The 15176-nt window shown below is 64.5% G+C and carries 15 protein-coding genes; 1 reads left to right on the top strand and 14 read right to left on the bottom strand.

The window, feature by feature from the left end:
- Positions 1 to 116 precede the first annotated feature (116 nt).
- The 14 genes from BT108_RS12245 to BT108_RS12180 form a co-directional block, all read right to left on the bottom strand.
- Positions 117 to 851, bottom strand: coding sequence for a type II secretion system protein (locus BT108_RS12245; protein WP_177257316.1), 735 nt, complete (start codon positions 849 to 851; stop codon positions 117 to 119).
- Positions 826 to 1272 (bottom strand): type II secretion system protein, encoded by a 447-nt coding sequence (locus BT108_RS12240; protein WP_072294852.1) that lies wholly within the window; start codon positions 1270 to 1272, stop codon positions 826 to 828. The genes BT108_RS12245 and BT108_RS12240 overlap by 26 nt, the downstream gene beginning before the upstream one ends.
- A 3-nt stretch (positions 1273 to 1275) precedes the next feature.
- On the bottom strand, positions 1276 to 1779 hold the full coding sequence (locus tag BT108_RS12235) for a type II secretion system protein (protein ID WP_072294851.1): 504 nt from the start codon (positions 1777 to 1779) through the stop codon (positions 1276 to 1278).
- A 3-nt stretch (positions 1780 to 1782) separates the two neighbouring features.
- Complete coding sequence (locus tag BT108_RS12230) at positions 1783 to 4059, bottom strand: secretin and TonB N-terminal domain-containing protein (RefSeq protein ID WP_083566436.1); 2277 nt, start codon at positions 4057 to 4059, stop codon at positions 1783 to 1785.
- Positions 4056 to 4580, bottom strand: coding sequence for a secretion system X translation initiation factor (locus BT108_RS12225; protein ID WP_072294850.1), 525 nt, complete (start codon positions 4578 to 4580; stop codon positions 4056 to 4058). Before BT108_RS12225 ends, BT108_RS12230 begins: the two co-directional genes overlap by 4 nt.
- Complete coding sequence (locus tag BT108_RS12220) at positions 4577 to 5149, bottom strand: hypothetical protein (RefSeq protein ID WP_072294849.1); 573 nt, start codon at positions 5147 to 5149, stop codon at positions 4577 to 4579. The genes BT108_RS12225 and BT108_RS12220 overlap by 4 nt, the downstream gene beginning before the upstream one ends.
- Positions 5131 to 5667 (bottom strand): PilN domain-containing protein, encoded by a 537-nt coding sequence (locus BT108_RS12215; RefSeq protein ID WP_072294848.1) that lies wholly within the window; start codon positions 5665 to 5667, stop codon positions 5131 to 5133. Before BT108_RS12215 ends, BT108_RS12220 begins: the two co-directional genes overlap by 19 nt.
- Positions 5655 to 6488, bottom strand: a complete 834-nt coding sequence (locus BT108_RS12210) for a hypothetical protein (RefSeq protein ID WP_072294847.1) — start codon at positions 6486 to 6488, stop codon at positions 5655 to 5657. The genes BT108_RS12215 and BT108_RS12210 overlap by 13 nt, the downstream gene beginning before the upstream one ends.
- Entirely contained in the window at positions 6469 to 8220 is a 1752-nt protein-coding gene (locus BT108_RS12205; RefSeq protein WP_369817149.1) for a GspE/PulE family protein, read from the bottom strand. The genes BT108_RS12210 and BT108_RS12205 overlap by 20 nt, the downstream gene beginning before the upstream one ends.
- A gap of 5 nt (positions 8221 to 8225) precedes the next feature.
- Complete coding sequence (locus BT108_RS12200) at positions 8226 to 9410, bottom strand: type II secretion system F family protein (RefSeq protein WP_072294846.1); 1185 nt, start codon at positions 9408 to 9410, stop codon at positions 8226 to 8228.
- A gap of 6 nt (positions 9411 to 9416) precedes the next feature.
- Positions 9417 to 9851 (bottom strand): type II secretion system major pseudopilin GspG, encoded by a 435-nt coding sequence (gene gspG / locus BT108_RS12195; protein WP_072294845.1) that lies wholly within the window; start codon positions 9849 to 9851, stop codon positions 9417 to 9419.
- 721 nt (positions 9852 to 10572) lie between these two features.
- Entirely contained in the window at positions 10573 to 11193 is a 621-nt protein-coding gene (locus BT108_RS12190; RefSeq protein ID WP_072294844.1) for a hypothetical protein, read from the bottom strand.
- Entirely contained in the window at positions 11190 to 11819 is a 630-nt protein-coding gene (locus tag BT108_RS12185; RefSeq protein ID WP_083566434.1) for an SCO family protein, read from the bottom strand. Before BT108_RS12185 ends, BT108_RS12190 begins: the two co-directional genes overlap by 4 nt.
- Positions 11820 to 11910: 91 nt before the next feature.
- A complete protein-coding gene (locus BT108_RS12180) occupies positions 11911 to 13398 on the bottom strand; it encodes an LVIVD repeat-containing protein (protein ID WP_255369719.1) in 1488 nt (495 codons plus the stop codon).
- A gap of 1065 nt (positions 13399 to 14463) precedes the next feature.
- Between BT108_RS12180 and BT108_RS12175 the strand changes: the two genes are divergently transcribed.
- The coding region (locus tag BT108_RS12175; protein WP_143142491.1) for a response regulator at positions 14464 to 15176 on the top strand (713 nt) is incomplete at its 3' end.

Raw genomic sequence — 15176 nt, 5'->3', positions numbered from 1 at the left:
GTTGCTCCGGGGGACCTTCCACAGGTTTTGATGGGTTGCGCGTTGCTCCACCCATCCTACCGGAAAAGCCATGGTGACGGGTGGGCTGCGCTCCATCCATCCTACCCATCCTATCCCTACTGATCCGACAGGAAGGGGGACGCCGGATCAGGCGCGGCGGGCGCGTCCGGGGAGGGGGCGAGGGGCGAGGTACCGGGACGGTCCCGGGATTGTAGTCCGAAGCGGGAGGCCGGGCCAGGCCGCGGATCGGCTCCGGCAAGGGCTCCTGCGCCGGCTGCGGGGTCCGTCCCGGTGCCGGCGGCGGGAGGGGAGCCCGGCTGGGGTGTGCCGCCCGCTTCGCCCGGCGTGTAGACGAAGAGCCACTCGCGGTAGTTGCGGGCCTCGGCGAATGCTGCGTAGCGTTCATGAAAATTCGCCCGCTTGATGGGTTTTTCGGTGGAAAGGCTGTGGACACCGACGAGCCCGATGCCGGGCTTGATGATCAGCCCCCATTCCGCCCTGCCCGTCATGGGGTCGAGGTAGATCCGGCGCAGGTGCCGGCGCACCGCCGGAAAACGGCGGTCGGCGAGCAGTTCCTCCTGGCTGGCGGGAAAGCGCTTGGCTGCGCTGGGGGAATTCTCGTAGTACGATCCGATCGCCTCCCGGAACTGTTCTCCCACGAACAGGAGCTCCGTCTCCCGTTCCCGCTGCGTCTCGGTCTTCCATACCTGCGCGGCGCCGGCCAGGACGATGCCGGCCAGCGCCACCACGAACAGCATCCAGACATAGGTGAACCCGCCTTCCCCGCCCGCCCGGCACGCGGGCCGTGGGGGCTGCGCGCGACGCTCACCAGGTCTCGTAGAGGGTGCCATCCTGCGCCTCGTCGGGCGAGCCGCTATGTACGTCGTAGACGCCTTCGTCTCCGCGGGGGGAAGGCACGACCACCCAGGTCTCGGCGCTTTCCGTCATCGGATCGACCGGGATGGAGCGCAGATAGCGCTTCTCGACCAGTTCGGCGAGTTCCGCCGGGTATTCGCCGGTGTCGCTGTGGAACTTGTCGATGGCGTCGCGCATGACGCTCAGGTCCTGGCGCAGCACCACTTCGCGGGAGCGGTCGAGCGAATTGAAGTAGCGCGGCACGACGATGCTCAGCAGGGTGGCGATGATGGCCATGACGACCAGCAATTCCACCAGGGTGAAGCCGGCGGCTCTCCCGTTCCCCGGGCCAGCCGCGGGATCAGGCCGAAGTCGCCGCACGACTGCCCGAATGGATTGGACGCAGCACCTGCGCATGGCTCACCACCTGTCGTACGGCACGCCGTTGAGGCCGACCTGCTGGGATCGGGAGTATACGTCGAATACGTCTTCGCCTTCCTGCGGGTCGTCGGGGGGGCTTTCGTAGGAGCGCTTACCCCAGGTCTGGGCAGGCGCCAGCTCGGGATCGGCGGACATGGGATCCCGGGGAAGCCGGCGCAGGAAGTAGATGTTGCGCTTTTCCGGATCCTTGGCGTCGGGCACGCCGGCGACCAGGTCCTCCAGCTTGCGCGGATATTCCGATTCGTCGTCCGCCTTCTTGGCGATGCGTCCGTCGATCACTGCTTTCCTGTAGGCGTCGAGCGCCTCGCGGATCTGCCTCAGCGCCACTCGCAGCTCCTTCTCCTTTTCGCGCTGCATGTTCAGCTCGTACAGCGGCATGGCCGAGGACACCAGTACCGCCATGATGGCCATCACGACCGTCAGTTCGACCAGTGAAAACCCCTGGCAGCGCGCCGGGCCAGGAACCGGCATCGGGGTCGTCATGCGTCAGCGGATTTCGATGCTCACCGGCGGCGGCAGCGTGACTTCGGGGGGCGACTCTCCCGCCTCCGCCTGCAGGGTCAGGTTCCGTACGCTCACCTCCGCCGTTCCGGGCTTCTGCGCGATGACGCGGAACCTCACGTCGACCGCCCCCCCGCCCTTGCCCAGCTTCAGCTGGCGCGATCCGGGAGTGCCGCTCGGGTCCAGCGTCTCGAGCTGGGTCGCGTCGTAGCCCAGCTCGAACTCGGCGGCGGGCAGGCTCCCGGCCCCCGTCAGGCCCACGCTGACGCTGAAGTCCTTGCCGGGCGCAGCCTGTTCCGGCACGTTGAGGAACAGTGACGGCCCCACCTCCTGGGGAGCCGGCGCGGGCGCAGACCCCGACTCGTCCGATGCCATGCGGCTCTCCCGCGCCGCGGCCAGGCTCTCGCGCCCAGAGAGCGTCACCGCGCCGGGCCGGGAGGACATGGCCAGGGAGCGCGGCGCGACCTTGCCGATCGTCACCGGCAACGGGCCGACGGTGTTTTCGGTGCCGAAGTGGAATTCGCTTTCCGACTTGCCCCGCCGGGAAATGTTGCGCACGATGCGCGGCGTGATCAGGAGCGCGATCTCGGTCTTGTTGCGTATGCGGCTCTCGCTCAGGAACAGCCGGCCTATCCAGGGCAGATCCCCCAGGCCGGGCACCTTGGTGAAGGTGGTGCGCTCATCGTCGTTGATCAGCCCCGCCAGTATCTGGGTCTCGCCGTCCCTCAGCGCCAGGGTGGTCTCGGTGGTGCGGGTGCCGACCTGGTAGGCGAGCCCGCCCCCCGCCACGGGCACCTCCTTGACGATGTTGCTGACCTCCAGGCCGACCTTCATCGTCACCTCGTCCTGCAGCGACACGATCGATTCGACATCCAGCTTCAGGCCCACTTCAAGGTAGCTCACCGAGGATGCCACGCCGACGTTGGCGGTGGCGGTGGTGGTGACGACCGGGACCTTGTCGCCGATCAGGATCTTCGCCTTCTCGCGGTTCTTGACGCGTATCCGCGGGTTGGCAAGCACGTTGATGATGCCGTCCGTCTTCTTGAGATTGACGATCATCGCCGGGTTGGCGATGAATCCGGTCAACCGGTCCAGGTTGGAACCGCTGCGATTGATGCCGGAGCTGCTGATCTCGAACATGTCGGGCGGCGGGGCGCCGATCGTGGTCGAGGCCGCGTTGAGCATGCTCACGTTCATCTTGTCGGGATACTGGATGCCGAGGTTGAGTATCTTGTTGCGCCCGATTTCCAGCACTTCGACCTCCAGCATGACTTCCGGGTCGGCCAGGTCGTTCAGCGCCACCAGCCGCTCGACCAGCCGGATCGCCGCAGGCGTGTCCTTCATGACGAACAGGTTCAGCTTCTCGTCGACGTGGATGTCCTTGGTCTTGACCACTCCCTTGACCATGGTGACCATCTGCTTCACGTCCACGTTCGAGACGTAGAAGCTGCGCACCACCAGCTCCTGGTATTCCTTCTGCTTGGCGGGTGTGTTGGGGTAGATCAGCACGGAGTTCTCGTTCAGTACCTTGTAGGCCAGCTGATTCGTCAGCAGCAGCAGCTTGAGCACGTCCTCGACGTGGGTGTTGCGCAGGTAGACGCTGGTCTTGCTGTCCTGCTTCACGTCCTTGTCGAACACGAAATTGATGCCGGAGGTGCGCGCCATGATCTCGAACACCGACTTCAGGCCGGTATCGCGGAACTCGAGCGTGATCGGCTGCTTGAACCCGGTCTTCAGCACGGGCTGCTCCAGGTCTCCCCGCTGCAGCTCATGGTCGCTGATCAGCTTCATCAGCCGGCGGGCGTCCGGCTGCAGCGGACTCTCCCGCAGCACCGACCAGATCGCTGTCTCGGCGGCGGAGTAGTCGCCGCTCTCCAGCAGCGCGTGCGCCTTCTCCAGCTCTTCGGCATGGCGTCGATCCCTTTCGATGGCGTCGAGGCCGGCCTGGGCCCGTTCGTTGCGCGGGTTGAGCCTGAGCACGTGGCGATATTTCTCCTCCGCGGCTTCCAGGTTGCCGAGGGCGCGGGCATTCTCGCCCTCGGCCAGGAGGCGGTTCGCCACGGCCTCGCGCTGGCGCGCCAGCACCGCGCGGATCTGCAGGTTGCCCGGCTCTTCCCGCGCCGCCCGCTCCAGGCTCTCCAGACCCATGTCCAGGTTGCCTTCGGCGATCAGCTTCTTGCCTTCTTCGAAGGCCTTGTTGGTGGCGCACGCGGCCAGCGCCAGCGCCATCATCACGGCCAGGACGAATTTTCCCCCCCTCACTGCGCGCGCCCTCCCGGCATGCCGCCTATCGCCAGCATCTGCTTGGCCTTGAGCGGCAGATAGGTGAAGGTGATGGCATGGTCGGTCACCTCGTCCACCTGGTACTGGCTGTCTATCCTCTCGCCGGCCTTGACGATGTAGTTGCGATCCGACAGCGACAGGAAGACCCGTGTCTCGTCCCCGTCGACCACCTTGCCCAGGTACTTGAACATCAGCGGCGGCGGTGGCGCGGGCGGACGCTCCGATTCCGGCACCGGCGGCGGCAGCCACGTCTGGCTGCTGAACAGCTCGCCGGCCTGAGCGGCGAATTCCCTGCGTTCCAGGCGTTCGAGCGCCAGCTGGGCGGTGTCGTCGTCGACGGCCGGGACGCTCCTGTCGCCCTGTGCCGACGACGCCGGGCCGGAAGCCTCGGGAGCGGACTCGGTGTCGTCGTCCCCGCCGCTCACCCAGCGGGCTGCAAGCAGCGTGGCCAGCAGTGCGGCTCCCAGCCACCCGGCGCGTGTCTTTCCCGCCTGACTCATCGTTTCCTGCTCTCGTTGAGATAAAGATGGAACTTGAGATTCGCTTCCAGCAGATCCGATCCCACGTGTTCGCGCTTGATGGCCATGTCCACCAGCGCAACGGCGGGCGCAACGCGCAACGAATCGCCGATGAAGGCGCGTATCTGGGAGTAGTTTCCGCGCACCGGCAGCATCATTTCGTAGCGCGCCAGCTTCCACCCCTGATCCCGCACCATGCGGTACTCGCTGCCGCTGAGTTCGACATGCGCCGCCGCCGCTGCCTGCACCAGCTCTCCGATCCAGTGCGGCGTGGAATCGATGCCCGGGAAAAACGCATAGAAGTCGCCCAGCCCCTGGTCCCGCTGCACTTTCCGGACCGATACGGGCATGGGCTCGGCGCGAAGGTGCAGGCGCGCCGCCTCGGCCTGCTCCCTGAGCGCACGCGATTCGGCATGGCGCGGCAGTACCGCGGCAAAGAAAAACACCACGGAGAAAATCAGCAGCCCGAAGCCGATCTTCCCCGTGCCGCCCAGGCGCTCGGTCTGCCACCGCAGCCGCAGCAGCGCGCGTGTCAGGACGCTTCTATCCATGAAGCCATCACGGAAAAAACGATCGGTTGCTGCGGGTCGTCTTGCTTGATCTCGTACTTGAGCAGGTAGACGTCCTCCAGGACGGGCTCGCGTTCCAGGGCGCCGATGAAACCCAGCAATGCCGGCATGCCCTTCGCCTCGCCACTCATGCGCATGGTGCGGCCGGCGGCATTCGGCTGGAACGCCAGCAGGGCCACGTCCTGGCCGGTGGCGCGCTCGACGGAGTCGAAGAGCGCACCCCATGGCAGGGCGATCTCGTTCAGCACCATGTTGGCCCTCCTGATCTCCTGCCTGGCTTCCCGCCCCCCCTTTGCCGGCGCCGCGAACGGGGCCGTCTTCCTCTGCACCTGGCGATCCATGGAGGCGATGCGCGTATCCCAGTAGGCGACTTCCTCCATGGCTTCCTGATACTGATGCAGTACGCCGAGCAGCGCCGCGATTCCGGCCGCCAGCAGGACATATCCGGCACTGCGGGCCTCCCGGCCGGCGTCGGGAAACCTCAGGCTCAGACTGCGCATTCTATGGCTTCCTCCAGCGGCGCGGGCGGCGACGGGTAGTGGAGCGGCACGGGGAAGGCATCCCCCGGCAACGCCACCAGCCGCCAGCCGCAATCGGGCGGCAACGCCAGTGCGGGATGCGCCGGCGCGAACAGGTGCACCTGCTCCACGTCGTCTCCGCGCGGGGCGTGCAGGATGGCCTCCTGGTCCAGCGCGGCGAGCAGCTCTTCCGCCATGTCGCTGCGCACGCGCTGGTTGCGTATTCCCAGCCAGACGCCTCCGGCCAGCGAGGCCAGGCAGAGACGGTCGGCTTCCACCAGTGCGAACCGGACGTGCCCGCCGCCGAACCGCTTGCGCCACCCGTCGAAGCTGTCCGAGAGGTAGGGTATCACGCCCTGGAAGCGGCATTTGTGCCGTGCCGCAAGATCGCGCAGCTGCTGCAGCAGGACGCCATCCATGCCCGCGCACACGCCGCCTCCGCCCGGATCCCAGGTGCTCACGCTGAGCGCCCAGCCGGCCACCCGCTCCCCGTAGACCTCGCGCATGCGAAAGGCCGCGTAGGCGTCGAGTTCGGCAGGGACCAGAATCTGTGGCTGCGGCGGCAGCACCACGTAGCGCACGAATGCGTTGGACAGGGTGATGGTCACGTCCGCGCGGGCCGCGCCTGCGAGCAGCTGGTCCAGTTGCTGCAGCGCCGGCTCCCAGGCGGGGGACGCGGGGTGCCCGCACGCCGCCTCCTGACGCACGCCCGGACGCGGTTTCAAACCGCGCGCGTAGCGTACCAGGCTCACCCGGCCGGCGGCGAAGAAAACCCGTATCCGCTCACGCCACGATGGTGACACGATTGGCCTCCTGCAAGCTCGTCTGACCCTGCTTCACCATCTCCAGAGCCGCCTCGCGCAGGAAACGGGTGCCGTTGCGGCGCGCCGCTTCCTTGATCCGGCGTATGGGTTCCCGGGCGATGATGAGTTCGCGAATCTCGTCGTTCAATATCAGCATTTCCGCGATGGCGTTGCGTCCCCGGTAGCCGCTGCCGCGGCAGTGCCCGCATCCCTTGCCCACGCGAAAGCGGAAGGCAGCGGCCTGCTCCGCCGTGATGCCCGATTCCGCGATCAGTTCCGCATCGGGACGCTCTTCCACCGCGCAATGCGGGCACAGCAGGCGCACCAGCCGCTGGGCGGCGATCCCGTTCAGGGCGGACACGAAGCTGTAGGGGTCCACGCCCATGTGCGCGAAGCGGCCGATGACGTCGAACACATTGTTGGCATGCACCGTGGTGAACACGAGGTGGCCGGTCAACGCCGCCTGGATGGCGATCTGCGCCGTCTCGGGGTCGCGTATCTCGCCCACCATGATCTTGTCGGGGTCGTGGCGCAGGATGGAGCGCAGGCCGCGCACGAAGGTGAGTCCCTTTTTCTCGTTGACCGGTATCTGCAGCACGCCCGGCAGCTGGTATTCGATCGGATCCTCGATGGTGATGATCTTGTCCTGGCCGTCGTTGACTTCGGAAATCGCCGCGTACAGGGTCGTGGTCTTGCCGCTGCCCGTCGGGCCGGTCACCAGCAGCATGCCGTAGGGCTCCGAGCTGAGGCGGCGGAAATTGCCGATGGCCGTCTGGTCGAAGCCGAGGTGGTTCAGCGTCAACCCCTCGACGTGGTCGGCGAGCGCCTGGCGGTCGAGGATCCGCAGCACGGCATCCTCGCCGAAGATGCTGGGCATGATCGAGACACGGAAGTCGATCTCCCGCCCCTGGATCGAGATCTTGAAGCGTCCGTCCTGGGGAACGCGGCGCTCGGCGATGTCCAGGTCCGACATCACCTTGATCCGGGATATGACCTGCTCGGCGGTATCCGCGCCCTGCACCACGCCGATCGCGGTCAGCACGCCGTCGATGCGGTATTTGATCGAGAGCGCCCCCGCCACCATTTCCAGGTGGATGTCGCTCGCCTGCGACTTGTGGGCGTCGTACAGGGTGGAGTGCACCAGCCGCACCACCGGGCTGCTGCCCTCGTTGATGGTCTTGAGCGACAGGTCTTCCTCGCCCGCCTTGGCAACGCCGCGCTCCGCCGCCGGCAGCACGCTGTCCATGGCGCGCATGGTCTTTTCCTGGAGAGCGAAGAAGGCCGCCAGATCGGCGGGATGGGCCAGGTGCCACGCCGGCGCGACGTCGAACCGGTCGTCCGCCCACGAACCGAGGTTGGGCATGAACGGATTGCCCACCACCAGCAGGTATCGCGACTCCTGCCGCAGCAGGACGCACTCCCGCGTCACCGCCTCGTTGAACGGCAGCATCTCGAATGCGGGATGGAGCTCCCGCAATTCCTCCATGGACAGGACCGGCATCCTGAGCATCCGGCCGAGCTCCTGCATCAGCTGTTCAGGCGCCAGGCCGCAGGCTTCCTCCAGCATCGCGATGACGGAAACCCCCCGGCTCGACGCCTCCCGGCGCGCCTGTTCGAGCTGCTCCTTCACAAGAATCGGGGCGGGCTGCGGCGATTCCGGCGCGGAAGCGGCGCCGGCTGCGTTTTCGGGGTGCATCTCCGCCGGAAGCGACAGGATGGCGGCTTCGGCCATGCGGTTCAATTGACGCTCCCCGCCAGCTGGAAGATCGGCATGTACATGAGGATAATGATCCCGCCGATCACGCCGCCGATCACCGCCATGAGCACGGGTTCGATCAGCTTCGTCAGCCACTCCACCCAGCGCGAGATCTCTTCGTCGTGAAAATTGCCGATCCGCTCCATCATTTCTCCCATGAGGCCGGTTCTTTCCCCGACCCGCAGCATCCGGTCCCCGACCGCGGTGGTCAGTCCCTCCGCTTCCATGGCGCTGGAGATCGTTTTGCCTTCCTTGATGCGCACGGCCGCCGCCTGCACCCTGGGCCGAAAGTGCGGCTGCAGCAGGCCGCTGACCATTTCCAGCGCCCGCGTGATCGGGATGCCGCCGCGCAGCAGCATGCCCAGCGTGCGGTAGAAGCGGGCCAGCTGGTATACCCGCATGTGCTCTCCGATGGCGGGAACGCGCCACAACTGCCGGTTGAACCATATCCTGAACGCGGGGCGCGTGACGCCGTAGACGGTCGCGGCGAGCAGGGCCGTTGCGGTGATGGCGAACTGCCATCCCTGTTCGTGCACGAAGCGTCCCCACTCGATCAGCATGACCGACAGCCAGGGAAGATCCGAGCCGATGTCCTCGTAGATGGCGCTGAACTTCGGCACCACGAAAATGAGCAGGAATACCGCCACCAGCAGCCCGATCACCAGCAGCAGCACGGGATAGATGGAGGCTCCGATCAGTTTCTTGCGCACCAGATCCATCTGCGCCTGATAGCCGATGAAGCGCGTCAGCGCCTCGGGCAGGTCGCCGGTACGCTCGCTGGCCCGCGCGGTCGCGACGTAGAGAGGAGGAAACGCCTGGGGGTAGGACTCCAGCGCGCTCGACAGGGTGACGCCTTCATAGAGGCGTCCCAGCAGGCCTTCGATGACCTTGCGCACGGCGGGATCGCGCTCCTTGTCCAGCAGCGTCTCGATGCTTTCCACGAGGCTGAGCCCGGCTTCCAGCAGGGACAGCAGTTCCTGGCTGAAGTGCGCCAGGGGGAAACGCAGCCGGGACCGGGGCATCCAGCCGGCAAACCTGCGCCGTACTTGCAGCACCATGCCGCCCTGCGAGACCACCTGAAGGCGGGCGTCGTCCTCGTTCTCCGCGTCGAGTTCCAGGAATACCGTACCCTGTCGCGCAAGTACGGCCTTCACTTCGTAGCGCATACCGGCCTACCAGTTGGTGATGTCCGCCGCGTCGCCCGATCCGCCAGGCTGGCCATCCTTTCCATAGGAATACAGGTCGAACTCCGAGTGTTCACCGGGGTTCCTGTAAACATACGGCCGTCCCCAGGGATCGGGCGGCACCATCTTCTTGAGATAAGGACCCTGCCATTTCGATTCGTTGGCCGGACGTGTCACCAATGAGCCAAGGCCCTGCTCCGTGGCAGGATAGCGGCCGACGTCCAGGCGATACTGGTCCAGCGCCTTTTCTATGGCATCGATCTGCGCCTGGGCGGCCTTGACCTCGGACTTGCCCACCTGGGAAAAATATTTGGGCGCCACATAACCGGCCAGCAATCCGATGATCACCATGACGACCAGCAATTCGAGCAGCGTGAACCCCTTCTGCGTCGATGCACGGCGCTGGACGCTACGGTATCTCATACGTATGCTTCTTGATCCGTTCATGAACTTGCCGCACCGAGTGTACCGGGTGCGCGTGACAGAATGGTTACCGGCCTGGATTCCGCACGCTGGGATGAGGGAGCACGAATACGGGCGGCACGCCTCGCGGCGACCTGCGAGAAGAGGCCCGCATGGCGGCGCTCACCATGCCAGGGCTGGACTGTGCAATGTCCTCCCGGGAATCATGTAGCGCCCGCATCCAAGGTCAACGGCACCGGACTCAAGATCATATCCTGCCATGCAAATGGCCGCAAGCGGCACTATTGGGAAAATCAATCACTTTTACTCATATGCGCACGGACTTTACCGGAACCGTTCCCCAACTCCAGCGTTTCCGTCCTCACCGCCGGATGAAATCTCCCTACTCGCCGCAGCCCTGCGCGTGCACAGCAGGGCACGAGGGGTGGAGCGCAACGCAACCCATCACCATGGCTTTCCCGGCAGGACGGGTGGAGCAACGCACAACCCATCAAAACCTGTGGAAAGTCCCCATAGCAACCCATCATCGGAATAACCCTCATCGGCCCCTCGGTTCCATGGATTCGGTGGGTTGCGCTCCGCTTCACCCACCCTACATTTTCTTCAGCTCCCGTAGCAACCTGACATCTATAGCTCCCGCCCTTTCCCGTAGGAGGGGTGGAGCAACGCGCAACCCATCACCATGGCTTTTCCGGTAGCAAGCCATCACCGCCATCCCCAGCTATTCCGGCCGCAGCCGCTGCGGCGTGCACAGCCGGTTCAACAGGGTGATGGCGGACGGCAATCTTTCCTGGTCCCGCCCCTTGCCCGCCTGATCGTAGATCTGGTGGATTTCGAGGATCCCCTGGTGCTCGTCCGCCCGCACGGTGTATGCATCGAAACCGAAGGTGTCGCCGAAATCGATCCAGTCGAGGGAAACCCTGAATTCCGCTCCCCGTGAGATGCGCCTGGCGCCCAAGCCTGCCAGCGAGCCGGGCTCTTCCAGTATCCTCGGCAGCGCCGGCTGCATTCCCGGTTGCAGCGCACTCTCGTACATCGCTATCGCGTCTCCCTTTCCCTGGTTGATCGGGATGAGGAGTACGCGCGCCTTTCCATGACGTATGTGCAGGAGCAGATAGTCCGCGCCGTCACCATCGACCCGCTCTCCCCTGGTCTTGACCTCGAAGACCAGATGGTTGTCGGCGGACAGGTCGACCGTCACCTGCAGGATGTCCAGTTCCGGGGGCAGGGACTTGTCCATGAACGAGACGATGATCCGGGGATCGGCATCGATCCGCATGGCCGATACGGGTGTACCGGCGATCGCCATGAACAGCAGCAACAATGCTGCACTGTGCCTCATGACCCGAACAATGCCTTGTTCCCGCGCAGGATGCCCGCGATATCCTCGACGTCCTTCAGCGCATCGAACATGACCCGGATGTTGCCGCCGGGATCGACCAGGAACGCGGTGGTGCTGTGATCGACCTGATAATGGCTCATGTTTCCGGCGTTCTTGGTATAGAAAACGGTCTCCACTCCGAAGGCAGCCTTGAAGCGCTCGAGGTGGTCGCCCTCGAAGCGCAGGTAGGCGATGTCGGCACCGAAGCTCTTGGCGTAGCCGGACAGGACATCGTTGGTGTCCCTGTCCGGATCCACCGTCACGAACACCCCGCCGAGCCTGATCCGCTCATCCGCGGCTGCCTTGACGAGGAGGGAGAGATTGGCCAGGGACATGGGACAGACATCCTTGCAGTGCGTGAATCCGAAAACGATCAGTTTCCACGCGGGATCGCCCTCGGTACGCGCCTGCCTGATCTGGGCCAGCGTTTCCGCCCGCAGGGGCACCGGCTTGGACAGGACGATGGCCGCCGCCTGGATATCGGCATGGATCGACAGCAGCAGAATGCCCGCCAGAAGAGCGCGACATCCGTTCGAGGCACGGCGCACCGCCCGGCGCGCCCACCTCGCATGAATTTTAGTGATCATCTCGTTACCTCGCTCGAATAGGGACGGTCCATCTCCCTCCGTGCGCATGAGCACGGAGGGAGATGGACCGCTTGCAGCGATCAGTCGCGAATCAGCGCAGGCCCCCGGAAGCGTAGATGCCGTGCGGCTTGATCAGGCCATCCTTGGGTCCCCATACCTTGACCACGGTATCCGTCTCCGTGTCGATCTTGATCACGTAGCCGGACACCCAGCTCGCGACCATCAGGTAGTGGTGATCCACGGTCGGACTGATCGTGTGGGCGACGGCGTAGCCCTTGGGCAGGTCGATGCCGGGCTTGAGCCGCTTGATGAATCTCGGCTTCTCGCGGTCGGTCAGGTCGAACACCGAGATGTAGCCATCATCGGCGAAGGTGAAGTCCAGCGAATCCTCCTCCGCGATGTAGAGCTTGCCGTTCACCACCGCCAGATCGGAGGCCGAGCGGAACACGCCGTGTCCGTTGACATTCCGCGTATAGCTGACGATCTCCTTGGCGGTGCCTTCCAGGGTGTCGAGCAGCCAGACGCTGGGCGGAATGATCTGCTTCGTGTTCGCCGGCGTCAGGGAGGTCTTGTCGAACTGCATCGAAGCGGTCACGGCGTAGCGCTCATCCAGCCAGTATACGAAGTGGGTGAATGCCGCGTGCCGCTTCTCGTTCCCCAGCCGGATCTGTCCCACGACCTGCAGTTCGGCCGTCTCCCGGTTGGGCTTGTATACGTCGATCACGCTGTTGTCGAAGAAGTAGCCCGTGCCCAGGCCGAGGGTGCCGGAGCGGTTGAAATTCACGCCGTGCGTCTGTTCGGTATAACCGGGAATGACGATGGGATCGACACTGGCGAACTGGTTGGTCTTGCGATTGACCACGCGCACCCGGTCCGAGGTGAACTCCGTGAAATATATGTAGTCGGAATAGGGTAGCAGGGTGGGGCCGTGGATCTGGGTGCCCCTGCCTACCAGCCAGTTGGGGATGGCCTGGACCTTGTTGACCGGCTCCACGAACGGCAGCTCCGACGGCAGGTTGGGCGTGTCGGCCGCCAGCACCGCGTCCACCGTCAGAGATACTGCCCTGGCGTTCCAGTCGACGCTGTTCACGTTCAGCGCGATGATGTAGGAAGGATGGTCCTTGGTGTTGTCCGATGTGATGTAGATCCTGGTACCGTCCGGCGTCACCACGGTATGCTGCAGGGGCAGGTTCCCGGGCCAGCCGGCGAGGGTGGTGGGATCGACGATGATCAGGTCGTCGGTCTCGTAGTTGAACAGATACAACGCGCCATTGTGGTAGTCGATGGCGGTCGCGATGGGCTGGATGTACTCGTTGTAGACGCTCGGATAGTCGTAGACCGGCAGCGGCTCGGGATCGTGGCGACGCCTGCGCTGGAAGCGCGAGTAGTCGTCGTCGGGCACGAAGCGATCCCTTTCGCGCAGGCTGTCCTTCCTTGCCCATGACTGGCCTTCCTGACCATGCGGCCCGTTCTTCGCGCCTCCCTGATCGTCCCGCGCGCCGGCGGTGCCGATCGACAGCGTGAACATGCATATCGCGGCCAGGGGAACCAGCCGGGACAGTATCTTTCCTGAAGTCATTCAATCACTCCTTTAAGCGATATTGATATTCATTCCCGGCCTGGCGGCCGCTGCCACCCTACCGGGAAAACCCACGTCGGACATGCACGCCTCGATCCGCCCGCAACAAGTCAATCCCGGGTTGACGATAACGGCGGCAGATGGCTGCCGTCGGCATCGAAACCCCGTGGATGGTGACCGGATACAGAGGACCAAGGCCATCAACCAGAGGCTTCGCGCCTCTTTTCTTATTCAGCCGCCGGCCAGAGCTCCATGGGGTGACCGGCGCGTTTTTTCATTTCCCTCCATTGGAAGGCCGACCCGGCTGCCGCCGATGTGGCAAAAGCCACAGCGGGCGTCGATCTCCCGTCTCGTCTATAGCCGATGGGACGGAAACAGCCAGTCGCCTTCAAGCCTCTCCAGGAGAGACTCATAAAGTAAAGCATGGATTTATTTCAGGAATACGGCACGCCCGTAGTCCGTGAAGCAAATCGCTATCCGTTGATGGTTGTTGTGGGTGTTGACGTGAAGCTGGGACGAGGCGGCCAGGCCCCGGCAGAACCTTCCTGCGCCACGGGACTCACGGCGCGCGGCATGTGACAGTATTACGGACGATCTAAAAAAACAATTGAAATCAGCGGAGCCTGTTCAGGGGCGCCTGCGTCCCCGCGGGAAGGCACCGTGCAGGGAGGCGCTCGCATGGAGTGAGCGCATGTCCCCTTCCTGAACACTCATCCGATCGCTCGAAAGCATCGAATGCAAGCATCCAGTGCTCAGCTCAGTACCATCATACTACGACACTGCAGTACATGGATACCATTTTTATCGAATGATTCTCATTTGTTTTATGCAAGAAGCGGCGCACATCATCGTGATTCTTCCCGGGAATCATGAAACCGCCGGCCACCGTCGGGTTTCAGCCGGTGGCCGCATCGATATCGGCGCTCCGCCGAAGCCCTCATCCAGCCGTGGCCGCAGAGCAGCCTTCTTCCATCGTGGACGCCACCGGCTCCGATCGATGTTGACAATACTCATGCATAAGTGTGCTATGCTTTCCTTAAATGAAGAGGTCATGAAAACAGCCCCATGCACGCTTCTTCCGACTCGCCCATCCGCGTTTTGCTGATCGACAGCCACCAGATCGTCCTGTGGGGGCTGGAGAAACTGATCGGCGGCGAGTTTCCGCGCATGGAGGTGGCCGGCCTGGCGGACAACGGCGCGGATGCGCTGAAGTTGGCACGGGAGAGCCGGCCCGACGTCGTCCTGCTGGATCTCTGCCTCGGCAAGGCTTCCAGCATCCAGCTGATTCCCGGACTGCTGAAGACGGCGGGCCTCCACATGATCGTCTTCGTCGGTGCATCCCACGACCGGGGCGCCGTCGACGAGGCGGTCTTCCATGGGGCGCGGGGCGTGGTGTACAAGGAGCAGCCGACAGCGACCATTCTCAAGGCGATCCAGAAGGTTCACGAGGGCGAGCTGTGGCTGCCGCGCAAGACGATGGGACGCGTCGTGACCAGCTTCGTGCAGGCGGAGCCGGCGTTTGCCGATCCCGTCACCGAGCGGATCGTTGCGCTGACGCGCAAGGAAGGCGCGATCGTGGCGGCGTTCGCGAGCGAGGCGGGCGCCTCGAACAAGAGGATTGCGCACACGCTGGGGATCAGCGAGCAGACGCTGCGCAACCACCTGACCTCGATTTTCGGCAAGCTTGGCATCCGCAACCGCTTCGACCTCTTCATGTTCGCCCAGCTCCACCATCACCGGCTCGACATCGCGCCTGCCCGTTCCCGCCCCGTCCATCC

Source organism: Nitrosovibrio sp. Nv17 (assembly GCF_900119085.1).
GTDB lineage: Bacteria > Pseudomonadota > Gammaproteobacteria > Burkholderiales > Nitrosomonadaceae > Nitrosospira.
This window is presented reverse-complemented; position numbering and strand designations above follow the sequence as displayed.